This is a genomic window from Pseudomonas sp. P5_109 (assembly GCF_034009455.1).
GTDB lineage: Bacteria > Pseudomonadota > Gammaproteobacteria > Pseudomonadales > Pseudomonadaceae > Aquipseudomonas.
In genome coordinates this window covers 1,201,195-1,222,751 of the sequence record NZ_CP125380.1, presented here as the reverse complement: position 1 = coordinate 1,222,751, position 21,557 = coordinate 1,201,195, and the positions used below count along the sequence as shown (strand labels likewise).

General features: G+C 61.7%; 21 protein-coding genes. 11 read left to right on the top strand and 10 right to left on the bottom strand.

Features of this window, described 5'->3' with window-relative positions; translation table 11 throughout:
- Positions 1–213 precede the first annotated feature (213 nt).
- The 6 genes from lon to cmoB all read left to right on the top strand — a co-directional run bounded on the left by lon (position 214) and on the right by cmoB (position 7,242).
- Complete coding sequence (gene lon / locus QMK54_RS05360; protein ID WP_223595232.1) at positions 214–2,631, top strand: endopeptidase La; 2,418 nt, start codon at positions 214–216, stop codon at positions 2,629–2,631.
- A 200-nt stretch (positions 2,632–2,831) separates the two neighbouring features.
- Positions 2,832–3,890 (top strand): IS110 family transposase, encoded by a 1,059-nt coding sequence (locus QMK54_RS05355; RefSeq protein WP_320402891.1) that lies wholly within the window; start codon positions 2,832–2,834, stop codon positions 3,888–3,890.
- Between the two features lie 369 nt (positions 3,891–4,259).
- Positions 4,260–4,652 (top strand): protease inhibitor I42 family protein, encoded by a 393-nt coding sequence (locus tag QMK54_RS05350; RefSeq protein ID WP_320402179.1) that lies wholly within the window; start codon positions 4,260–4,262, stop codon positions 4,650–4,652.
- 2 nt (positions 4,653–4,654) lie between these two features.
- Positions 4,655–5,290, top strand: a complete 636-nt coding sequence (locus QMK54_RS05345) for a lysoplasmalogenase (RefSeq protein WP_223595229.1) — start codon at positions 4,655–4,657, stop codon at positions 5,288–5,290.
- Positions 5,291–5,545: 255 nt separating this feature from the next.
- Entirely contained in the window at positions 5,546–6,289 is a 744-nt protein-coding gene (gene cmoA / locus QMK54_RS05340; protein WP_223595227.1) for a carboxy-S-adenosyl-L-methionine synthase CmoA, read from the top strand.
- Complete coding sequence (cmoB, locus tag QMK54_RS05335; protein ID WP_320402178.1) at positions 6,286–7,242, top strand: tRNA 5-methoxyuridine(34)/uridine 5-oxyacetic acid(34) synthase CmoB; 957 nt, start codon at positions 6,286–6,288, stop codon at positions 7,240–7,242. The genes cmoA and cmoB overlap by 4 nt, the downstream gene beginning before the upstream one ends.
- Before the next feature lie 132 nt (positions 7,243–7,374).
- On the opposite strand, the gene tadA is transcribed toward cmoB, so the two are convergent.
- The 10 genes from tadA to QMK54_RS05285 form a co-directional block, all read right to left on the bottom strand.
- A complete protein-coding gene (gene tadA / locus QMK54_RS05330) occupies positions 7,375–7,872 on the bottom strand; it encodes a tRNA adenosine(34) deaminase TadA (RefSeq protein WP_110660624.1) in 498 nt (165 codons plus the stop codon).
- On the bottom strand, positions 7,872–9,248 hold the full coding sequence (locus tag QMK54_RS05325) for a multicopper oxidase family protein (protein WP_110660627.1): 1,377 nt from the start codon (positions 9,246–9,248) through the stop codon (positions 7,872–7,874). Before QMK54_RS05325 ends, tadA begins: the two co-directional genes overlap by 1 nt.
- A 200-nt stretch (positions 9,249–9,448) precedes the next feature.
- Positions 9,449–11,026, bottom strand: a complete 1,578-nt coding sequence (guaA, locus tag QMK54_RS05320; RefSeq protein ID WP_110660623.1) for a glutamine-hydrolyzing GMP synthase — start codon at positions 11,024–11,026, stop codon at positions 9,449–9,451.
- Positions 11,027–11,125: 99 nt separating this feature from the next.
- Positions 11,126–12,595, bottom strand: a complete 1,470-nt coding sequence (gene guaB, locus QMK54_RS05315) for an IMP dehydrogenase (protein ID WP_008053208.1) — start codon at positions 12,593–12,595, stop codon at positions 11,126–11,128.
- A 228-nt stretch (positions 12,596–12,823) separates the two neighbouring features.
- Positions 12,824–13,372 carry a sugar ABC transporter ATPase gene (locus QMK54_RS05310; RefSeq protein WP_110660622.1) on the bottom strand — a complete coding sequence of 183 codons (549 nt, stop codon included), beginning with the start codon at positions 13,370–13,372 and terminating at the stop codon, positions 12,824–12,826.
- 172 nt (positions 13,373–13,544) lie between these two features.
- Complete coding sequence (purT, locus tag QMK54_RS05305) at positions 13,545–14,726, bottom strand: formate-dependent phosphoribosylglycinamide formyltransferase (RefSeq protein WP_126049519.1); 1,182 nt, start codon at positions 14,724–14,726, stop codon at positions 13,545–13,547.
- 87 nt (positions 14,727–14,813) lie between these two features.
- Complete coding sequence (locus QMK54_RS05300) at positions 14,814–15,281, bottom strand: preQ0 transporter (protein WP_320402177.1); 468 nt, start codon at positions 15,279–15,281, stop codon at positions 14,814–14,816.
- A 228-nt stretch (positions 15,282–15,509) separates the two neighbouring features.
- On the bottom strand, positions 15,510–15,725 hold the full coding sequence (locus QMK54_RS05295; protein ID WP_223595218.1) for a DUF1289 domain-containing protein: 216 nt from the start codon (positions 15,723–15,725) through the stop codon (positions 15,510–15,512).
- Positions 15,722–16,246, bottom strand: a complete 525-nt coding sequence (locus QMK54_RS05290; RefSeq protein WP_110660618.1) for a gamma carbonic anhydrase family protein — start codon at positions 16,244–16,246, stop codon at positions 15,722–15,724. The genes QMK54_RS05295 and QMK54_RS05290 overlap by 4 nt, the downstream gene beginning before the upstream one ends.
- A gap of 45 nt (positions 16,247–16,291) precedes the next feature.
- On the bottom strand, positions 16,292–16,891 hold the full coding sequence (locus QMK54_RS05285) for a CoA pyrophosphatase (RefSeq protein WP_320402176.1): 600 nt from the start codon (positions 16,889–16,891) through the stop codon (positions 16,292–16,294).
- 147 nt (positions 16,892–17,038) lie between these two features.
- Here QMK54_RS05285 and QMK54_RS05280 point away from each other — a divergent pair, with 147 nt between their 5' ends.
- The 5 genes from QMK54_RS05280 (at position 17,039) to QMK54_RS05260 (ending at position 21,535) form a co-directional block, all read left to right on the top strand.
- Positions 17,039–17,590, top strand: a complete 552-nt coding sequence (locus QMK54_RS05280) for an NUDIX hydrolase (protein WP_110660616.1) — start codon at positions 17,039–17,041, stop codon at positions 17,588–17,590.
- A gap of 106 nt (positions 17,591–17,696) precedes the next feature.
- Entirely contained in the window at positions 17,697–18,200 is a 504-nt protein-coding gene (locus tag QMK54_RS05275; RefSeq protein WP_110660615.1) for a L,D-transpeptidase family protein, read from the top strand.
- A gap of 454 nt (positions 18,201–18,654) precedes the next feature.
- Positions 18,655–19,386, top strand: a complete 732-nt coding sequence (locus tag QMK54_RS05270) for a GntR family transcriptional regulator (protein ID WP_110662647.1) — start codon at positions 18,655–18,657, stop codon at positions 19,384–19,386.
- A gap of 39 nt (positions 19,387–19,425) precedes the next feature.
- Positions 19,426–20,532 carry an N-acetylglucosamine-6-phosphate deacetylase gene (nagA, locus tag QMK54_RS05265; protein WP_110662648.1) on the top strand — a complete coding sequence of 369 codons (1,107 nt, stop codon included), beginning with the start codon at positions 19,426–19,428 and terminating at the stop codon, positions 20,530–20,532.
- The gene (locus QMK54_RS05260) at positions 20,513–21,535 is read left to right on the top strand and encodes an SIS domain-containing protein (protein ID WP_320402175.1); all 1,023 of its coding nucleotides are present in this window, start codon (positions 20,513–20,515) and stop codon (positions 21,533–21,535) included. Before nagA ends, QMK54_RS05260 begins: the two co-directional genes overlap by 20 nt.
- The last annotated feature ends 22 nt before the right edge of the window (positions 21,536–21,557 follow it).

The window sequence follows — 21,557 nt, the reverse complement described above, 5'->3', positions numbered from 1 at the left end:
GCGAAAGCGGTGTGTCAGACAACATTTGCATCGACTGACACACTGCATTCGCGAGCAAGCCCGCTCCCACATTTTGACCGCGCACAGCCATGGTTCAGCTAACCTGTCTCTGCGCTGAACACGTCTGCGAAACACCGCGTTGCAGAAAATGACCGTTGAAACCACCGCCAACCTGCCCCATCTAAGACCCATACCCATTGCGCAGGTGCCCCCATGAGCGACCAGCAGGAATTCCCCGAAGACCCGAGCGAATACGCCGATCCGGTAAACGCACCGCAGCACAAACCTGGCAAAGGCCTGGCCCTGCCTGGCCAGAACCTGCCGGACAAGGTCTACATCATCCCGATCCACAATCGGCCGTTCTTCCCGGCCCAGGTGCTGCCGGTCATCGTCAACGAAGAACCGTGGGCCGAGACCCTGGACCTTGTAGCCAAGTCCGAACACCACTCCCTGGCCCTGTTCTACATGGACACGCCCCAGGAAGACCCACGCCACTTCGATACCTCGGCCCTGCCGCTCTACGGCACGCTGGTCAAGGTGCACCACGCCAGCCGCGAAAACGGCAAGTTGCAGTTTGTCGCCCAGGGCCTGACCCGCGTACGCATCAAGACCTGGCTCAAGCATCATCGCCCGCCGTACCTGGTGGAAGTCGAATACCCGCACCAGCCCACCGAGCCGACCGACGAGGTCAAGGCCTACGGCATGGCGCTGATCAATGCGATCAAGGAACTGCTGCCGCTGAACCCGCTGTACAGCGAAGAGCTGAAGAACTACCTCAACCGCTTCAGCCCCAACGATCCGTCGCCGCTGACCGACTTCGCCGCCGCCCTGACCTCGGCCACCGGTAGTGAACTGCAGGAAGTGCTCGACTGCGTGCCCATGCTCAAGCGCATGGAGAAAGTCCTGCCGATGCTGCGCAAGGAAGTCGAGGTCGCGCGCCTGCAAAAAGAGATTTCCGCCGAAGTTAACCGCAAGATCGGTGAACATCAGCGCGAGTTCTTCCTCAAGGAACAACTCAAGGTCATCCAGCAGGAGCTGGGGCTGACCAAGGACGACCGCAGCGCCGACCTCGAACAGTTCGAACAGCGGCTGGTGGGCAAAGTCTTGCCGGCGCAGGTGCAGAAACGCCTCGAAGAGGAAATGAACAAGCTGTCGATCCTCGAGACCGGCTCGCCGGAATATGCGGTGACCCGCAATTACATCGACTGGGCGACCTCGGTGCCGTGGGGCGTGTACGGCGAGGACAAACTCGACCTCAAGCACGCGCGCAAGGTGCTGGACAAGCACCACGCCGGCCTCGACGACATCAAGGACCGCATCCTCGAATTCCTCGCGGTCGGCGCCTACAAAGGCGAGATCAGCGGTTCCATCGTGTTGCTGGTGGGTCCGCCGGGCGTGGGCAAGACCAGCGTCGGCAAGTCCATCGCCGAATCCCTGGGCCGGCCGTTCTACCGCTTCAGCCTCGGCGGCATGCGCGACGAAGCCGAGATCAAGGGACACCGCCGCACCTACATCGGCGCCCAGCCGGGCAAACTGGTGCAGGCCCTGAAAGACGTCGAAGTGATGAACCCGGTGATCATGCTCGACGAGATCGACAAGATGGGCCAGAGCTACCAGGGCGACCCGGCCTCGGCGCTGCTGGAAACCCTCGATCCGGAGCAGAACGTCGAGTTCCTCGACCACTACCTCGACTTGCGTATGGACCTGTCGAAAGTGCTGTTCATTTGCACCGCCAACACCCTGGATTCGATTCCCGGCCCGTTGCTGGACCGGATGGAAGTGATTCGCCTGTCGGGCTATATCACCGAAGAAAAGGTCGCCATCGCCAAGCGTCACCTGTGGCCCAAGCAGCTCGAGAAAGCCGGCGTGTCCAAGGGCAGCCTGAGCATCAGCGACAGCGCGCTCAAGGCGTTGGTCGACGGTTATGCCCGTGAAGCCGGCGTGCGCCAGCTGGAAAAAAACCTCGGCAAACTGGTGCGCAAAGCGGTGATGAAACTGCTCGACGATCCAAAGGCGGTGATCAAGCTTGGCCCGAAAGACCTCGAAACGTCCCTCGGCAAACCGGTGTTCCGCAACGAGCAGGTGCTGTCGGGGGTCGGCGTGATTACCGGCCTGGCCTGGACCAGCATGGGCGGCGCGACCCTGCCGATCGAAGCCACGCGCATCCACACCCTCAACCGTGGGTTCAAGCTCACCGGACAACTGGGTGACGTGATGAAAGAGTCGGCGGAGATCGCCTACAGCTACGTCAGCTCGCACCTGAAGTCCTATGGCGGCGATCCGAAGTTCTTCGACGAAGCCTTCGTCCACCTGCACGTGCCGGAAGGCGCCACGCCGAAAGACGGCCCGAGCGCCGGCGTGACCATGGCCAGCGCCCTGCTCTCGCTGGCACGCAACCAGCCACCGAAAAAAGGCGTGGCCATGACCGGTGAGCTGACGTTGACCGGGCATGTACTGCCGATTGGCGGGGTGCGCGAAAAGGTGATTGCGGCGCGGCGGCAGAAGATTTTCGAACTGATTCTGCCGGAGGCCAACCGGGGGAATTTCGAGGAACTGCCGGAGTATCTGAAGGAAGGCATGACCGCGCACTTTGCCAAGAAGTTTGCGGATGTGGCGAAGGTGTTGTTCTGACGTTCCTGTAGCGCCTGTACCTGCGCTATCGCTGGCAAGCCAGCTCCTACAGGTTTTCTACCGCCGCCCTCTGTAATTGGATGGACTCGCCCAAGCCGAGGCGTCAATGCGCCACGGTGGCAGTCTAAACAGCCAACGACAGCGAGGGCGAGTCCATGAAAAATCATAGTTCGTTTGATCAATCCGTGTCTTCTTCCGATTTGTCGGCCTGCACAACCTTGGCGGTCGACTTGGCCAAACAGGTCTTTCAGGTCGCCGGTGAAGATATCCTCGGCCAGGTGCGCTACGAGCAGCGGATCAAGTCGCGCGAGGCGTTTTATGATTTTCTCCGACAGTTGCCGGCGCATGTCGTGGTTTTGATGGAGACCGGTCCGGGTGCCCAGGCCTGGGCCCGGCAGCTGCAAGAGCAAGGTAATCCGGTGCGGATTCTTCCAGCCGGTTTGGTGGCCACACATCGCAGCGGGCCTAAAAATGATCGCAACGATGCGCTGGCGATTCTGCGGGCCAATCGCGATGAAAAAATCTGCGCAGTACCGGTCAAAAGCGTTGCGGCGCTGGCAATGCAGGCGTTGCATCGTGCCCGCCAGGGCTATGTGCGTCGACGCACGGCCCTCAGTAATCAGATGCGCGGCCTGCTGCTTGAGCACGGCGTAGCCTTGGCACAGGGCGATGTTGCGATCAGCCAGAAAATCCCGCGGGTGCTGGAAGATGCCACCCAGCCGGTGCCGGGCCTGCTGCGTGAGCTGATCGACGAACTGTTGGCCGAGTGGCGCCATTTGGGCGAGCGCATCAGCGTACTGACGGGACGCCTGGAAGTGGCCGCCAACGCTGACATGACGGCGAAGCGGCTAATGACTGTGCGCGGCATCGGCCCGGTCACTGCCACGGCACTGGTGGCCAAGGAAACCAAGCCTGAGCGATTTCCCAATGCCCGCAAGTTTGCCGCGTACTTTGGCATGGTGCCTGACCAGCACAGCAGCGGGGAGACGGTCCGGTTGGGGGGCATGACCAAGCGAGGTGATGCTTATTTACGCAGCCTGATGATCCAGGGAGCCCATGCGGTGCTGCAACAACTACGACCTGATTCCCAGCAACCCGATGACCGCCGCTTGTTGCACTGGATGAGCCGGTTGGGCCGTAAGGAGGCTGCGATCAGGCTAGCCAACCGCAACCTGCGAATCGTCTGGGTGCTTCTACAGAATGACCAGACTTATCGTCGCCACGCGGGTGATGGCCAGCCAGCGACGATGGGCCACTGAGCGACAGAGTTCTGCCACCGAGGTACTAACCGTCTGACCCTCTGCTGAAAAAAATTGACCCCAGGTAAGACCGGCGTGGATTGATGCCTAAGCTCCTACTGGCCTTCGAGGCCTGACTGTAATCGGCATACCACGAGCTTTTCCAATTTTGGCCAGAAGCCGAAGACGGCTTCCACGAATAGGCCTAATACATAGATGCAACGGGGCAGCGGTTTTTCAAAAGCGGGTAGACAGTGGGGGCGAGTCCATACATAGGAGCTGGCTTGCCAGCGATGGCGTCAGCCCGAACGACACCGTCCCCCGCTGTCACAATTTGTCTCATCTCGGTTATGCTCGCCGTTCGTCGTGAACGCCGGAGCCACTGACCCTATGTCCCCCATTCGCCTGTTTGTCCCCCTCGCCCTCGCCTTGCTGGCCGCTTGCGCCACGCAACCGAAACACAACGTGACCGTGGAAAAACAAAGCGAATGCCCGGTGCAGCTCAGCAATGGGCAAAACCTGATCCTGACCCTGCCGAGCAATCCGACCACGGGCTATCGCTGGGCGATCCAGGATTCCGCCGGCGGTGTCTTGCACGCCCTGGGACCAGAGGTTTATCGAAATCCGGAAGATGCTGGCATCGTCGGCTCAGCCGGGGTCTCGACCTGGCGTTTTCAGGCCTTCGCCCCCGGCACCGGACGCTTGCGCCTGACCTCGCAGCAGCCATGGGCGCCGGAAGTGTTGCCGGTGGATTCCTTCGACTGCGCGATCTCGGTTAACTGACCGTGGGCTGGCTGATTCTGGCGCTGATGGGCGCGGTGACCTTTCTCTATGGCGTGAGCGTACATGCCTCCCTGCTGTGTCTGCTGGTGAAGCCTCTGCCCGTATTGGCCCTGCTCGGCTGGCTGCATGACGCACCACCAGGCGAGTATCGGCGCTGGATCAGCCTGGGGTTGATCTTCTCCCTGCTCGGGGATGTGTTGCTGGCGTGGCCGGGTGATTTGTTCGTGTTTGGCCTGGGTGCATTTCTGGTTGCTCATCTGGCCTATCTGAAAGCCTACTTGAGCGATTGCCGGCGTCTGGCGCTGCTGCCGCTGATCACTGCCCTCAGTGTGGGTGCAGTGCTGCTGGGAATCCTGATCAGTCATGGACTGGGGCCATTGCTGGTTCCGGTGATCGTCTACGGCCTGGCGATCAGCGCCATGCTCTGGCGCGCGCTCGCAAGGCTCGGCAGTGATGTGCCCAAGCGTTCGGCGCTATTGGCGGCGGCAGGTGCGGTGGCCTTTGTGTTTTCTGACAGCGTGATCGGCATCAGCCGGTTTGTGGTGCCGTTCGACGCAGCGCCTTATGTGATCATCCTCAGTTATTGGCTGGGGCAATGGGGGATCACTGCCTCGGCATTTTCCCAAAGATCACGCTAACCCCTGTGGCGAGGGGGCTTGCCCCCGTTGGGCTGCGCAGCAGCCCCAAAACCATTCAATCGAATAGTTTCAGATACACCCGATCAGCCGGAATTACGACGGCTACGCCGCCGAACGGGGGCAAGTCCCCTCGCCACAGGTGCCCCGCCAGCATTCAAACTGCGTCAGCCCCGCCGCTTTATCAGACAACCCGCGCATCCCCGCGCCAACTTGGCTAAAATGCCGGCCTTTTCCACCTACACCGCTGGAACCGCCGTGAGCAAAGAACCCGATCGCCTTTTCGCCCAGCCTTTGGCCCAGGTGCCTGACTTCGCCTTCAACGAGGACGTGGTGCGGGTGTTCCCGGACATGATCAAGCGTTCGGTGCCGGGTTATCCGACCATCGTCGAAAACCTCGGCGTGCTCGCCGCGCAGTTCGCCCAGCCGGGCAGCGTGCTCTACGACCTGGGTTCGTCGCTGGGCGCCGTGACCCAGGCCCTGCGCCGCCACGTGCGCACCGACGGTTGCCGCGTCATCGCTGTGGATAACTCGGCGGCCATGGTTGAACGCTGCCGCGAATACCTCAACGGCCAGGATTCGATGTTCCAGGAGTTGCTGCCGGTCGAAGTGATCGAAGGCGACATTCTTGCCCTGGAGTTCCAGCCAGCCTCGGTGGTCGCGCTGAACTTCACCCTGCAATTCATTGCCCCGGACCAGCGCACGGCATTGCTCGCGCGCATCCGTCAGTCGCTGTTGCCCGGCGGAGCCCTGATCCTCTCGGAAAAACTGCGCTTCGAAGACGAGCAGGAGCACGCGCTGCTCACCGATCTGCACATCGCCTTCAAACGCGCCAATGGCTACAGCGAGCTGGAAATTGCCCAGAAGCGCAGTGCCATCGAAAACGTCATGAAGCCCGACAGCCTCGAAGAACACCGCGAACGCCTGCTGGCCGCCGGATTCTCGAAAGTCGTGCCGTGGTTCCAGTGTCTTAACTTTGCCTCGTTGATTGCCTTGCCATGATTGATCTATCTCCCCTCGCCCGCCGACTGGCCGGAACCCCGCTGGCCGATTGGGCCAACACCCTGCAAGCGCAACTCGACAAGAAAATGGAGAAGGGCCACGGCGACCTGGAACGCTGGCAAAGCGCGCTGGACGCCCTGCCGAAGATACAGCCGAGCGAAGTCGATCTGCTCAATGGCTTGAAGCTCGACACCGATTGCAGCGACGAGACCCGCGCGCAAATGCGTTCCGCGCTGATGGGCCTGTCGCCATGGCGCAAGGGGCCGTTCGACCTGTTCGGCGTGCACGTCGACACCGAATGGCGCTCGGACTGGAAGTGGTCGCGGGTCGCCCCGCACCTGGATCTGAAAGGCAAGCGCATCCTCGATGTCGGCTGCGGCAACGGCTATTACATGTGGCGCATGCTCGGCGCCGGTGCCGACAGCGTGATCGGCGTAGACCCGAACTGGCTGTTCTTCTGCCAGTTCCAGGCGGTGCAGCGCTACCTGTCCGAGCCGAACGCCTGGCACCTGCCCTTCCCGTTCGAAGACCTGCCGCCAAACCTCGAAGGCTTCGACACGGTGTTTTCCATGGGCGTGTTCTACCACCGCCGCTCGCCCATCGAGCATTTGCTGGCGCTGAAGGATTGCCTGGTCAAGGGCGGCGAGCTGGTGCTGGAAACCCTGGTGGTCGAAGGCGACAAGCATCAGGTGCTGGTGCCGGAAGACCGTTACGCGCAGATGCGTAACGTGTGGTTCCTGCCGTCGGTGCCGGCGCTGGAGTTGTGGCTGCGCCGTGCCGGGTTCACGGATGTGAAGTGCGTGGATGTGAGCACCACCACGATCGAGGAACAGCGCGGGACGGAGTGGATGAAGTATCAGTCGCTGAGTGACTTCCTCGATCCCGAGGATCACAGCAAGACCGTTGAAGGGCTGCCGGCGCCGATGCGGGCGGTGATTGTCGCCCGCAAGTAAACGCCAATCTCCCGATCAACGGAGATCAAAATGTGGGAGCGGGCTTGCTCGCGAAGAGGGCGTGTCAGTCAACATTAATGTGTCTGACCCAGTGCTTTCGCGAGCAAGCCCGCTCCCACATGGGTTCGGTGATCAGTCTGCAGGTTTGGCGCGCCGCGCCTTGAAGAACTCGCTGAGCACCGCCCCGCATTCCTCCGCCAACACCCCACCCTCATACAACACCCGATGATTCAAAAAGCCCTGGGTAAAGAACTGCCCCTGGCTCTGTACGATCCCGGCTTTCGGCTCCAGCGCGCCATACACCACCCGGGCAATGCGCGAATGCACGATCAAGCCTGCGCACATGCTGCACGGCTCCAGCGTCACATACAGCGTACTACCCGGCAGACGATAGTTGCTCACGGCCTCGGCGGCGGCGCGGATCGCGACCATCTCGGCGTGGGCACTGGGATCGCTGGTGCTGATCGGGCAATTGAAGCCGCGACCGATGATTTCCCCATCCTGCACCAGCACCGCGCCCACCGGCACTTCGCCGAGGGCGGCACCCTGGGCGGCCAGGGCCAGGGCTTCACGCATGAAGTCGCGATCACGGCTGCGGTCGATGATGGCGGCGGGTCGAATCTGACGCATCACGCCACCTCGATGGCGGCCATCAGGCCGGTTTCCATGTGATCGATCACATGGCAGTGGAACATCCACACACCAGGGTTATCCGCCACCAGCGCCACTTGTGCGCGTTCGTTCTTGCCCAGCAGGTAGGTGTCGGTGAAGTACGGTATGACCTTGTGCCGGTTCGAGGCAAGGACCTTGAAGCTCATGCCGTGCAGGTGAATCGGGTGTTGGTACTGGGTCATGTTCTTCAATTCGAAAATGTAGCTCTTGCCCTTCTCCAGCTTGGCGATCGGCCGGTCGGCGCAAGTCTTGTCGGTGATGTCCCAAGCCTTGCCGTTGATCTGCCACAGGCTCGGCGGCTTGCCGTTGTCGACGTTGACCGACACCGAACCCACCCATTCGAAATTGAAGTTGAGTTTCTCGGCATTGGCCAGGTCCGGCTCCGCGATTGGATTGGCCGGCAATGCCGGCGGCCATTCGGTCGGCGCGTCGGTATTGGTCACCGAACGCAAGGTGCCCAGGCGCACCGGACCGTTGCGCAGGGACAACTCCTCACCGGCCGCTGGCGCCTTGATCGCCAGGCAAATGCGCATGCCCGGACCGAGCCAGTACTCCTTACCGAGCGGACGCGGCTCGATCGGATTGCCATCCAGCGCGTAGATCTGCGCTTCGACGCCGGGAATGTTCAGGCGATAGGTCAGGGTGTTGTCGAGGTTGAGAATGCGCACCCGGGTAATCTGCCCCGCCGGCAAATCAATCACTGCCTGCGGCACACCGTTGATCGTCGCCAGGCGCCCCGCCGTACCGCCACGGGCCGCTTCCCGGGGAATGCTGAACTCGACGAAATTGCCGACGTCGTCGACATGCCAGCTCTTCAGGCTCAAGGTCTTTTCGTACTTGAACCCGGTGGGTTCGCGCTCCTCGATGATCAACGGGCCGACCAGGCCACGGCCGAGTTCTTCGCTGCTGTTCACATGCGGGTGATACCAGTAGCTACCGGCATCCGGCACGCGGAATTTGTAATCGAAGTATTCGCCCGGCAGCACCGGCAATTGCGAGACGTAGGGTACGCCGTCCATTTCCAGCGGCAGGCGGATGCCATGCCAGTGAATGGTGGTCGCCACCGGCAGGTGATTGATGAAGCGCACCCGCAGCCATTCACCCTGGCGCACCCGCAACTCGGTGCCCGGCGCCGACGGGCCGAACGCCCAGGCCTCGGTCTTGTGCCCCGCCACCAGTTCGACGTCCAGCGGTGCGGCAATCAGCTCATAGTCGTGACCGGCATCCGCGTCGGCCATCTTGCCCAGCCAGTAACGCGACGCACCACCTGCCCCCACGCCAACGACTACAAGACCGGCCAGGCCACCGAGGATTTGGCGACGGGTAAAGGACATGAACTCAACTACCTCACTTGAACGCGGCAGGCCCTGGGCCCGCAAAAGGCGAATACGATACACCCGCAGTTGTGAAAGAAACAGCAAAGCGGGCGCGGCGACGGGCCGCAGGAAGCTACCGCAGTAATGCAAAAAGCCGTGTGAACTCAGGTTCACACGGCTTTTCATCCAACGATCAACCCCTCAGGGCCGGCGCGGGATCACTCCCACTCAATGGTCGCCGGCGGCTTGCTCGACACGTCGTAAGTAACGCGGGAGATGCCTTCGATTTCATTGATGATGCGGCCGGAAACGGTTTCCAGCAGTTCGTAAGGCAGGTGAGCCCAACGCGCGGTCATGAAGTCGATGGTTTCCACGGCACGCAGGGCCACGACCCAGGCGTAACGACGGCCATCGCCCACCACGCCAACCGATTTCACTGGCTGGAACACCACGAACGCCTGGCTGACCTTGTGGTACCAGTCGGCCTTGCGCAGTTCTTCGATGAAGATGTGGTCGGCGCGACGCAGCAGGTCGGCGTATTCCTTCTTCACTTCACCGAGGATGCGCACGCCCAGGCCCGGGCCCGGGAACGGGTGACGGTAGACCATGTCGTACGGCAGGCCCAGTTCCAGGCCCAGACGACGGACTTCGTCCTTGAACAGCTCGCGCAGTGGCTCGACCAGTTTCAGGTTCATCTCTTCCGGCAGGCCGCCCACGTTGTGGTGCGACTTGATCACGTGGGCCTTGCCGCTTTTCGCGCCAGCCGACTCGATCACGTCCGGGTAGATGGTGCCCTGAGCCAGGTACTTGATGTTTTCCAGTTTGTTCGACTGGGCATCGAATACGTCGATGAAGGTACGGCCGATGATCTTGCGCTTCTTCTCCGGGTCGGCTTCGCCGGCCAGGTTGTCGAGGAACTGATCTTCGGCGTTGGCGCGGATCACCTTGACGCCCATGTTCTCGGCGAACATGGCCATCACTTGCTCGCCTTCGTGCAGGCGCAGCAGGCCGTTGTCGACGAAGACGCAGGTCAGCTGGTCGCCGATGGCCTTGTGCAGCAGCGCGGCAACTACCGAGGAGTCAACACCGCCGGACAGGCCGAGCAGCACGTTGTCGGTGCCGACCTGGGCGCGAACCTGGGCGATGGCGTCTTCAGCAATCTTCGACGGGGTCCACAGGGCTTCACACTCGCAGATGTCGAGGATGAAGCGCGACAGGATGCGACCGCCTTGCTTGGTATGGGTCACTTCCGGGTGGAACTGCACGCCGTAGTAGCCACGAGCATCGTTGAACATACCGGCAATCGGGCAGCTCGGGGTGCTGGCCAGGATGTGGAAGTCTTCCGGCATGCGGGTGACCTTGTCACCGTGGCTCATCCACACGTCGAGGCCGAACAGGCCGTCGGCGTCGATGTGGTCTTCGATGCCGTCGAGCAGGCGGCTCTTGCCGACCACGTCTACGCGGGCATAACCGAACTCACGCAGCTCGGAACCTTCAACCTTGCCGCCCAGTTGCTCGGCCATGGTCTGCATGCCGTAGCAGATACCGAAGACCGGCACGCCCAGGTCGAACACCGCTTGCGGGCAGCGCGGGCTGTTGGCTTCGTGGACCGACTCCGGGCCGCCGGCGAGGATGACGCCTTTAGGAGCGAATTCGCGGATCGCATCTTCGTCCATGTCGAACGGATGCAGTTCGCAATACACGCCGATTTCACGCACGCGGCGGGCGATCAGCTGGGTGTACTGGGAACCGAAGTCGAGGATCAGGATGCGGTGGGCGTGAATGTCGAGGGCCATGATTCAGTCTCGTCTAAAAAATTCGGAAACAGTCGTGATTCAGAAACAACTCGGGGCTGAATAAAACAGCCCCGGTTGCTTAGCGTGTTGCTTGAAGGCTCAACCTACGCGGTAGTTTGGCGCTTCCTTGGTGATCTGCACGTCGTGAACGTGGGACTCGGCCATGCCAGCGCCGGTGATCCGCACGAACTCAGGCTTGGTGCGCATTTCTTCGATGTCGGCACTGCCGGTGTAGCCCATCGAGGAACGCAGGCCGCCCATCAACTGGTGGATGATCGCGCTCAGGGTGCCCTTGTACGGAACACGCCCTTCGATGCCTTCCGGAACCAGCTTCTCGGCGCCTGCCGAGGAGTCCTGGAAGTAACGGTCGGAGGAACCCTGGGCCTGGGACATGGCGCCCAGCGAACCCATGCCGCGATAAGCCTTGTACGAACGGCCCTGGAACAGTTCGATCTCGCCCGGTGCTTCTTCGGTACCGGCGAACATCGAGCCCATCATCACGCAGGAAGCACCGGCCACGATGGCCTTGGACAGGTCACCGGAGAAACGGATACCGCCGTCGGCGATCAACGGTACGCCAGTGCCTTCAAGGGCAGCGGCGACGTTGGCGATGGCGCTGATTTGCGGCACGCCGACACCGGCGACGATGCGAGTGGTGCAGATCGAGCCAGGGCCGATACCGACCTTGACCGCGTCAGCGCCAGCTTCGGCCAGGGCCTTGGCGGCAGCGCCGGTGGCGATGTTGCCGCCGATGACCTGCACTTCAGGGAAGTTCTGCTTGACCCAACGAACGCGGTCGATCACGCCTTTGGAGTGACCGTGAGCGGTGTCGACCACCACCACGTCAACGCCGGCAGCGACCAGCGCGGCAACGCGATCGCCGGTGTCTTTACCGGTGCCGACTGCTGCGCCAACACGCAGACGACCTTGATCGTCCTTGCTGGCCAGCGGGTAAGCCTTGGCTTTCTCGATGTCGTTGACGGTCATCATGCCCTTGAGGGCAAATTTGTCGTCGACGATCAGCACGCGCTCGATGCGGTGCTTGTGCAGCAGCTCGCGAACATCGTTCTTGTCGGCGCCTTCCTTGACCGTGACCAGGCGCTCTTTAGGCGTCATCACTTCACGGACAGTGGCTTCCAGACGGTTCTCGAAACGCACGTCACGGGAGGTGACAATGCCGACCAGGTCGCCATTGTGCAGCACCGGAACGCCGGAGATGTTGTGCATGCGGGTCAGTTCGAACAACTCGCGCACGGTGGCATCGGCGACGATGGTGATCGGGTCTTTGACCACACCAGCTTCGTAACGCTTGACCTTGCGGACTTCGGCAGCTTGCTGCTCGATGGTCATGTTCTTGTGGATGATACCGATACCACCTTCCTGAGCCATGGCGATTGCCAGACGGGCTTCAGTGACGGTGTCCATGGCAGCGGAAACCAGTGGAATATTCAGCTCGATGCCACGGGTAAGGCGGGTCTTGAGACTGACTTCGTTAGGAAGCACCTCGGAATAACCGGGCACTAGGAGAATGTCGTCGAATGTCAGAGCTTCTTGGCTGATACGCAGCATCGCGGGGGCTCCCGAGCGGGAAAATGGAAGCGCGCCATTATAGTCAGACACCCCCTCGGGTTCAATGTAAAACTCTGTCTATTATTGGCATTACTGATGTACGGGATGATATTGCTGCTTTTCTGTAGGAGCGAGCTCGCTCGCGATGGTCGTTAACGATAACGCGGGGAGTCTGGTTCCCCGCGGTGTTCTTGAGTCCATCGCGAGCAAGCTCGCTCCTACAGGTGTTCAGAGTTCGACTTTCACCCAACTGACAGGTTGATCGAGCCAATCGGCGAATTCGTCGAGAAAGCTCTGTTTGAACCCGGCTTCGGCCCAGTTGTTGAAGATGAAACCAAGGTTGGAGAATCCACACTCCTGCAGAAACAGGAAGCCGTTGATGTCGTCTTCATGCCCGCACTCCGGGCAGGTGAAGTTATCGGTGCGCCCCGGCATCCAGTCTTCCAGGCTTTCGAACAGGGCTTCACCGACTTCCTTGCGGCACTCGGCGCAGCCCGCTTCTTCAAGGAAACCCTTGGCTGGCGTGTAGATGCAGCGCTTGGTGACGATCTCCAGACCGTTGACCGCTTCGCCGAACGGCAGGGCCTCCGGGTGCAGGACCACGGCGCGGGCACCGTCGCCGATGGCATAAGCCATGCGATTGCCGGTGCGGCCGCAGGTGGTCAGTTCTTCCTCGATGATGTTCTTGCGCACCAGCCAGCGCACAATCGCCCGGGCCCGAGGCTCGTGCACCGGCAGGGTGGAGATTTTCGGCACGATGATGCTTTGCGAATTCATGGGGTACAGGCCTGAAGAATGACCTGTAGGAGCGAGCCTGCTCGCGATGGACTCAAGAGCACCGCGGGGAACCAGACTCCCCGCGTTATCGTTAACGACCATCGCGAGCAGGCTCGCTCCTACAGTGAAATGTGGCGAGCCTATAGAAGGTATAGGCCCGCCATAGCTGTTTTTACAGTTCTACGACAACCGCCTGCGAAGCACGGGTCGCCTTGGCGCGGGCGGCTTCGATCGACTCGTCGCGCGCCAGGGCCACGCCCATGCGGCGCTGGCCGTTGACTTCAGGCTTGCCGAACAGGCGCAGCGCGGTATCCGGCTCGCTCAGGGCAGCGCCCAGGTTGGCGAAAGCAGTCTGGGTCGACTGCCCTTCCACCAGGATCACCGCCGAGGCCGATGGCCCGAACTGACGGATCAACGGAATCGGCAGACCCAGAATCGCGCGGGCGTGCAGGGCGAACTGCGACAGATCCTGGGAAATCAGCGTGACCAGACCGGTATCGTGCGGACGCGGCGAGACCTCGCTGAACCACACCTGATCACCCTTGATGAACAGCTCGACGCCGAACAGACCACGGCCACCCAGGGCTTCGGTCACGGCTTTGGCGACACGCTCGGATTCAGCCAGGGCAATCGGGCTCATGGCTTGCGGCTGCCACGACTCCTGGTAGTCGCCCTTCTCCTGGCGGTGGCCGACCGGCGCGCAGAACGTGGTACCGCCGACGTGGCGTACGGTCAGCAGGGTGATTTCGTAGTCGAAATCGATGAAACCTTCGATGATCACGCGGCCTTTACCGGCGCGGCCACCTTCCTGGGCGTAGTCCCAGGCTTTCTGCACGTCATCGACGCTGCGCAACAGGCTCTGGCCCTTGCCCGAGGAACTCATGACCGGCTTGACCACGCATGGGAAACCGAGGTCTTCGACGGCCTTGCTGTAGTCCTCGAAGGTGTCGGCAAAGTGGTACGGCGAGGTCGGCAGGTCCAGCTCTTCGGCGGCCAGGCGACGAATGCCTTCGCGGTTCATGGTCAGCTGCGCGGCGCGGGCGGTCGGGATCACGGTGAAGCCTTCGGATTCCAGCTCCACCAGGGTCGCGGTGGCGATCGCTTCGATTTCCGGCACGATGAAGTGCGGCTTCTCGGCTTCGATCACGGCGCGCAAGGCAGCACCATCGAGCATGTTGATCACGTGGCTGCGATGCGCCACCTGCATGGCCGGCGCGTTGGCGTAGCGGTCCACGGCAATCACTTCAACGCCCAGGCGTTGCAGCTCGATCACCACTTCCTTGCCCAACTCGCCACAGCCACACATCAATACGCGGGTCGCGGTGGGCGACAATGGAGTTCCGATACGGGTCATCTGAAGGTCCTCAAGGAGCGGATCATCGAGGGACGCGTCGCCATGCGCGCTTCCCATGGGGAGAAAGCGCGGCATTTTACATGAACTTCAGCTGACGACAGCCTGTTTGCGCAGGCGCCAGGCCATGATCAGCCACACCGCGGTGACCCCGGCGAATTTCGAGCCCAGGGCGGTGAGGATCACCCCCGGTGTAAGGGCGTCGATCATGCCGAAGAAGATAAAGGTATCGAGGGGAATGCTCAGGGCCGAACTTATCCACAGGCGATCATGCAGCGGGCGTTTGGTGATGCTGAACACCAGCCAGTCGATGCACTCGGAAACCGCGAACGCCGTGGCGCTGGCCAGGGCGATGGACGGATCGGAGGTGATGTAAGACAGCACCAGCGCCACCAGCATCGCCACGAGGGCGCCATGGCCAAAGCGGGCTTGCACCATGTCGCGCAGGATAAACACCAGACCGCCCCAGGCCGACCAGATGATGTCCAGGTGTGGCGCGGTGGAGAAGGCGAAGTTGATCAGCACGACGCTGCTGATGTAGGCGATCAGGAAGAGCATGGGGGGGTGAAAGTACCTGTCAATTTTGTGCACAGGATACTTCATCTTCGGTACACAAATAACCTGTGGCGAGGTGATTTTGTGGCGAGGGGGCTTGCCCCCGTTCGGCGGCGTAGCCGTCGCAAATCCGGCTAATCGGGTGTATCTGAAGCTATTCGATTGAATGGTTTTGGGGCTGCTTCGCAGCCCAGCGGGGGCAAGCCCCCTCGCCACAAAAGCCCCTGCCACTCAGCGATCGGATTTGGAAGGGAGCATCCACACCAACCCACTGGCCTTGGCCCGCTCATGACACAACCCCAGCACCTTGCGCCGCTCGTCGTTGTCCATGCGGCTCCAGCGGGTGATTTCTTCCACCGTACGCTGGCAACCGGTGCAGATGTCATCGTCGTCCAGCGCACAGATATTCACGCAGGGCGATGCTACCGGGCGTTCGGTGGCGGTCATTGTTCCTGCTCGACCAGGTCGCGGGCATAACGCTGCGAGTTGTGCACGTAGTGAGCAGCGCTGGCCTCCAGCATCTTGATTTGCGGCTCGGTCAATTCGCGCACCACTTTGCCGGGCGAGCCCATGACCAGCGAGCCGTCCGGAATTTCCTTGCCTTCGCCGATCAGCGAGTTGGCGCCGATGATGCAGTTCTTGCCGATCTTCGCGCCGTTGAGGATCACTGCGTTGATGCCGATCAGGCTGTTATCGCCGACGGTGCAGCCGTGGAGCATGGCGTTGTGGCCGATGGTCACGCCGGTGCCGATGGTCAGCGGGTAGCCCATGTCGGTGTGCATCACGGTGCCGTCCTGGACGTTACTGTTCTTGCCAATCAGGATCAGCTCGTTGTCGCCGCGCAGCACGGCGTTGAACCAGACGTTGGCGCCCTCTTCCAGCTTGACCTTGCCCACCAGCACGGCATTGGGTGCGACCCAGCTCTGTGGATGGGTTTCGACGCGGGCGTCGCCCAGGCGGTACTTCATTGTTGTATTCCTCAGGGCTCAGGCAGGGCCATTCGAATGATGGCTTCAGATATTGATAAAGCTTTTGGGAGGTTGGTGCAGGCTGATTTTGGCGTCATACAGCAGGTTGATCAACTCGACGATCATGATCGCCGTCAGCCCCCAGATCTTGTATTCGCCATAGCGATAGCTCGGCACGTACCAGCTGCGGCCCTGATAATCGATGCGATGGGTATGTTCGCGGGGGTCTTTGCGGAAGAATTCCAGGGGCACGCTGAACACCGCGGCGATCTCGGCATCGTTGGCCCGGTATTCGACGAAATCCGGAATCACCCCGACATAGGGCGTGACCTGGATGCCATGCAGGCTGATCAGCGGGCTGAGCGGGCCGATCACCTCGACCAGTCCCGGCGGCAGGCCGATCTCTTCTTCGGCTTCGCGCAGGGCGGTGAAAATAAGATCGGGGTCTTCCGGGTCACGACGCCCGCCGGGAAAGGCGACTTCGCCACCATGGGTCGAAAGGCCGCTGGCACGCAGGGTCAACACCAGCTCAGGTTCGTCACTGCGAGTGATGGGCACTAGCACCGCGGCCTCGGGAAAACGACGGTCGGTCTCCAATATGCGTGGAGTGTAGTGACTAACCCGATGCAGTAGCTCGTCCAGCATGAGTGTTCTCGATCTGTGCCTTACCCGGCATCATGCACCAATCGCTGCGGCCGCCCAACCCCCGCAACAGCCCCATGTCGCGAAACGACAACTTGCCGACCGGCACCGCCGCACGCCAAGATAGGCGCAGCATTCAGGAACCCCAGCATGAAATTTTGCAGCCAGTGCGGTAACCCGGTGACCCAGCGCATTCCCGAAGGCGATTCGCGCCTGCGTTTTGTCTGCGACAGCTGTCAGGCCATTCACTACCAGAACCCCAACATCGTCGCCGGTTGCGTGGCGACCTGGGGCACCCAGGTGTTGCTGTGTCGACGGGCCATCGAGCCACGACGCGGTTACTGGACCCTGCCCGCCGGTTTCATGGAGAACGGCGAGACCATCGAGCAAGCGGCCATTCGCGAAACCGCCGAGGAAGCCTGCGCCCGGGTGCGCAACCTGAACATCTATACCCTGATCGACGTGCCACACATCAGCCAGGTGCATGTGTTCTTCCGCGCCGAGTTGGCGGACCTGGATTTTTCTGCCGGCCCCGAGAGCCTGGAAGTGCAACTATTCGACGAAGCGGACATTCCATGGGATGAGCTGGCTTTCCGCACAGTGGGCCGTACCTTAGAATGCTTCTTCGCTGACCGGCGGACCGAGGTCTATCCCGTACGGTCTGAATCGATCCCTCCGCTTGCTCAGCCTGCCATTATTTGATGCCGTATTGCTATCATTCGTAGCCGCTGAAAATCGCAGCCTGCGGCAGCTCCTACAAAAACATCTATAAATAAATAGTCGCGACACCTCCTGGGGAATCGTTTCAATGCGCTGGTTGCTTGCCCTGTTCTGCTTGTCGTTCGTCACGGTGTCCCAGGCTTCTGCCGTGGAAACCCTGAACGGCAAGGTCATCGAGAAAATCCTGGTTCTCAAGTCGTCCCATCAATTGCAATTGATCAATGACGGCAAGCCGCTCAAGACCTATCGCATTTCCCTGGGCAAGCGTCCCAAGGGCCCGAAACTGATGGAAGGCGACAAACGCACCCCGGAAGGCTTCTACTGGGTCGACTGGCGCAAGGTCAGTGATAAATTCAACCTGGCGATGCACATTTCCTACCCGAACATCAGCGATTCGGCCCGCGCCCGCCGTGAAGGTGTCGAGCCTGGCGGCATGATCATGATCCACGGCACCCCGGACACCGAAGACACCCCGGAAGACCTGTTCCACACCCTGGACTGGACCGACGGCTGCATCGCCATGCGCAACATGGACATGCGCGAAGTCTGGAACCTGGTGCCGGACGGCACGATGATCGAAATTCGTCCGTAACATTCCGGATAAGCGGGGGCTTCTGTGGCGAGGGGGCTTGCCCCCGTTGCACTGCGAAGCAGTGCTTAAAGCTGCAACCTAGGTCCACCAGACTCACCGGGGTGGCTGATTTTACGACTGCTTCGCAGCCGAACGGGGGTAAGCCCCCTCGCCACAGGTCCTCGCACTACCTTCTGTCGCCATCGCAAAAATAAATTCCAAAGATCGCAGCCAGCCGCAGCTTCTGCAGGGTGAATACCATTTCGCTCCGCGGGAGCGGCCGCAGGCTGCGATCGTTGTCGCTTTAAACCCCACCACTAATACCACTTCAAACCAACCCGCATCCAGCAGACCACAGCCGGCTCGTTTCCCTTCGCCAGCGGTAAAGCACTGGCGTTGACATGGTATTCAAGTGGTATTAGTTTTCGCCCATTCACGGGCAAAAACATTCCAACATCCGCCCCGGACACTCGCCATGAACGACCTACAGGCCCTGCGCCCCGACGACACCCAACCCACGCCGTTGTACCTGCAACTGGCGCGCAATCTGGAAGCGGCAATCCATGCCGGCCAGTGGAAAGCCGAACAGGCCATGCCATCGGAGCGCAATCTGAGCGAGACGCTGGGCATCTCCCGCGTCACCGCCCGCAAGGCGCTGGAAGTGTTGTTCGATCAAGGCCTGATCCGGCGCAACCAGGGCTCCGGCACCTTTATCACGCCGCGCCTTGAACAACCGTTGTCGCGCCTGTCCGGCTTCAGTGAAATGCTCCGTCTCAAGGGTTTCGTGCCCAGCTCGCAATGGCTGGAGCGGGAAATCACCCTGCCGACCCACGAAGAGCTGATCCGCCTCGGCCTGTCGCCCAACGACAAAGTTGCGCGCCTCAAACGCCTGCGCAAGGCCGACGACACGGTCATGGCCATCGAGATGAGCACCCTGCCCGCCTCGATCATTGCCAAGCCGCAAATGGTCGGCGACTCCCTCTACGAATTCCTCGACGGCATCGGCAAACCAATTGTCCGCGCCTTGCAGCACATCCAGGCGATCAACGCCTCGGACGAGTTCGCCGCGCTGGTCGGTATCGCCCCCGGCACCGCGATGTTGCTGATGACCCGGGTCGGCTACCTGGAAGACAACACGCCCATCGAAGTCACCGACACCTATTGCCGCAACGACTACTACGACTTTGTGGCAGAGCTTCGCCGTTAGAACGCTGCACCGCGAAACCGCCAAACCAGAGAACCGATCATGTCCGAAGACAACATCCTCACCGCCCACGGCTGGGTTCGCGGCCGACTGGTCCACGAACACGGCAAAGTCGTGTCGATCGAAGGCGTGCCCTGCGATCCGGCGGACAACGATCTGCCGTACCTGCTGCCGGGCTTCATCGACCTGCACGTTCACGGCGGCGGTGGCAAAGACATCATGGAAGGCGCGCCAGCCTTCGAAACCATCACCCGAACCCACGTGCGCTTCGGCACCACCTCGCTGCTGGCCACCACCATGACCGCACCGAGCGACGAAATCTCGCGCGTGCTCAAGGCCGTCGGCGAATTCTCTGAGCAGCGCCCCAAAGGCAGTGCCCGGGTGCTCGGCGTGCACCTTGAAGGTCCGTACATCAACCCCGGCAAGCTCGGCGCGCAACCCAACTTCGCCCATACGGCGCTGATGGCTGAAGTCGAAGCGTACCTGGCGCTCGCGCCGATCCGGGTGATCACCATCGCCCCGGAAATCGCCGGTCACGATGCCTTGATCCGTGACCTCAGCAGCCGTGGCATTCGCATGCAGATCGGCCACACCCTGGGCAGTTACGAGGAAGGCGTCGCCGCGCTGGAAGCCGGCGCCAGCAGCTTCACCCACCTCTACAACGCCATGAGCCCGCTGCATCACCGCGAGCCGGGGATCGTCGGCGCGGCGCTGGCCCACGCCAAATACGCCGAACTGATACCGGATTTACTGCACGTGCACCCCGGCGCCATTCGCGTGGCCCTGCGCTCGATCCCGTGCCTGTACTGCGTCACCGACTCGACCGCCGCCGCCGGCATGCCCGACGGCGAATACAAACTCGGCAGCCACACCGTGACCAAGTGCCTGGGCGGCGTGCGCCTGCCCGACGGCACCCTGGCCGGCAGCACCCTGACCATGGATCAGGCCCTGCGCAACCTGGTGAAGATCGGCCTGCCCATCGCCGAAGCCTCGCAGCGCTTGTCGCAATTCCCCGCCGACTACCTCGGCATCACCGAACGCGGGCGCCTGCAACCCGGGGCCTGGGCCGACTGCGTGCGGCTGGATCGCTCACTGAAACTGACCGCCGTCATGGTCGAAGGAGAAGACATTGACTTCAAAAATGCTTGAAGAGGCGCTGTCCTCGTTCGAGGCCGTGCAAGCCCAACTGCAAACACTCGACCCGCAGATGATCGAGATCGCCGGGCGCCTGCGCCGTCAGCCGCCGCAAGTGGCCATGACCGTGGCACGCGGCAGCTCCGACCACGCCGCCAGCTACTTCGCCTACCTGACCATGCAACTGCTGGGCATCCCGGTGGCGTCGCTGCCGATGTCGGTGGTGACCATGCAGCAGGCACCGCTGAAGGTCAGCGGCCAGGTGGCATTCGCCTTCTCGCAATCGGGGCAAAGCCCGGACCTGGTGAACAGCCTGCGCCTGTTGCGCAAGCGTGGCGCCTTGAGCATTTCGCTGGTCAATGCCGAAGACTCACCACTGGAAGCCGCCTGCGAATTCAGCCTGCCGCTGTGTGCCGGCACCGAAAGCAGCGTCGCCGCGACCAAGAGCTTCATCGCCACCCTCAGCGCCAGCGCCCGGCTGATTGGCCACTGGAAAGAAGACGCCGAACTGCTCGAGGCCGGTGCTGCCTTGCCCGATGGCCTGCGCCACGCCGCGCAACAGGACTGGAGCCTGGCCATCGACGCCTTGCGCGATTGCCAGCGGCTGATGGTGATCGGCCGTGGTGCCGGTTTTGCCATTGCCCAGGAAGCGGCGCTCAAGTTCAAGGAAACCTCGGCGATCCAGGCCGAAGCCTTCAGCAGCGCCGAAGTCCGTCACGGCCCGATGGCCTTGATCGGCGACAACTACCCGCTGCTGGTGTTTGCCCCACGGGGTGCCGAACAGGCCGGTTTGCTCAGCCTGGCCGCCGACATGCGCCAGCGCGGTGCCCGTGTCCTGCTGGCCGCACCGGATGACGTATTCGAACGCGACCTGCCCCTGACCTGCGCCGAACACCCGGCCCTCGACCCGATTCTGGCGATCCAGAGTTTCTACGTGATGGCCGCCGGCCTGGCCATGGCCCGTGGCATGGACCCGGACCAACCGCGACACCTGAGCAAAGTCACGCGTACGCACTGAACGCCCCCCTGTAGGAGCGAGC

Coding starts and splice junctions, on each gene's coding strand:
- guaA (WP_110660623.1), bottom strand. CDS start 11,026: ATGGCCCTCGACATTCACGCCCACCGCATCCTGATCCTCGACTTCGGT.
- purT (WP_126049519.1), bottom strand. CDS start 14,726: ATGACCCGTATCGGAACTCCATTGTCGCCCACCGCGACCCGCGTATTG.
- QMK54_RS05300 (WP_320402177.1), bottom strand. CDS start 15,281: ATGCTCTTCCTGATCGCCTACATCAGCAGCGTCGTGCTGATCAACTTC.
- lon (WP_223595232.1), top strand. CDS start 214: ATGAGCGACCAGCAGGAATTCCCCGAAGACCCGAGCGAATACGCCGAT.
- QMK54_RS05310 (WP_110660622.1), bottom strand. CDS start 13,372: ATGAATTCGCAAAGCATCATCGTGCCGAAAATCTCCACCCTGCCGGTG.
- guaB (WP_008053208.1), bottom strand. CDS start 12,595: ATGCTGCGTATCAGCCAAGAAGCTCTGACATTCGACGACATTCTCCTA.
- QMK54_RS05325 (WP_110660627.1), bottom strand. CDS start 9,248: ATGTCCTTTACCCGTCGCCAAATCCTCGGTGGCCTGGCCGGTCTTGTA.
- QMK54_RS05295 (WP_223595218.1), bottom strand. CDS start 15,725: ATGACCGCCACCGAACGCCCGGTAGCATCGCCCTGCGTGAATATCTGT.
- QMK54_RS05290 (WP_110660618.1), bottom strand. CDS start 16,246: ATGAAGTACCGCCTGGGCGACGCCCGCGTCGAAACCCATCCACAGAGC.
- cmoB (WP_320402178.1), top strand. CDS start 6,286: ATGATTGATCTATCTCCCCTCGCCCGCCGACTGGCCGGAACCCCGCTG.
- QMK54_RS05270 (WP_110662647.1), top strand. CDS start 18,655: ATGAACGACCTACAGGCCCTGCGCCCCGACGACACCCAACCCACGCCG.
- tadA (WP_110660624.1), bottom strand. CDS start 7,872: ATGCGTCAGATTCGACCCGCCGCCATCATCGACCGCAGCCGTGATCGC.
- QMK54_RS05285 (WP_320402176.1), bottom strand. CDS start 16,891: ATGCTGGACGAGCTACTGCATCGGGTTAGTCACTACACTCCACGCATA.
- nagA (WP_110662648.1), top strand. CDS start 19,426: ATGTCCGAAGACAACATCCTCACCGCCCACGGCTGGGTTCGCGGCCGA.
- QMK54_RS05275 (WP_110660615.1), top strand. CDS start 17,697: ATGCGCTGGTTGCTTGCCCTGTTCTGCTTGTCGTTCGTCACGGTGTCC.
- QMK54_RS05280 (WP_110660616.1), top strand. CDS start 17,039: ATGAAATTTTGCAGCCAGTGCGGTAACCCGGTGACCCAGCGCATTCCC.
- QMK54_RS05350 (WP_320402179.1), top strand. CDS start 4,260: ATGTCCCCCATTCGCCTGTTTGTCCCCCTCGCCCTCGCCTTGCTGGCC.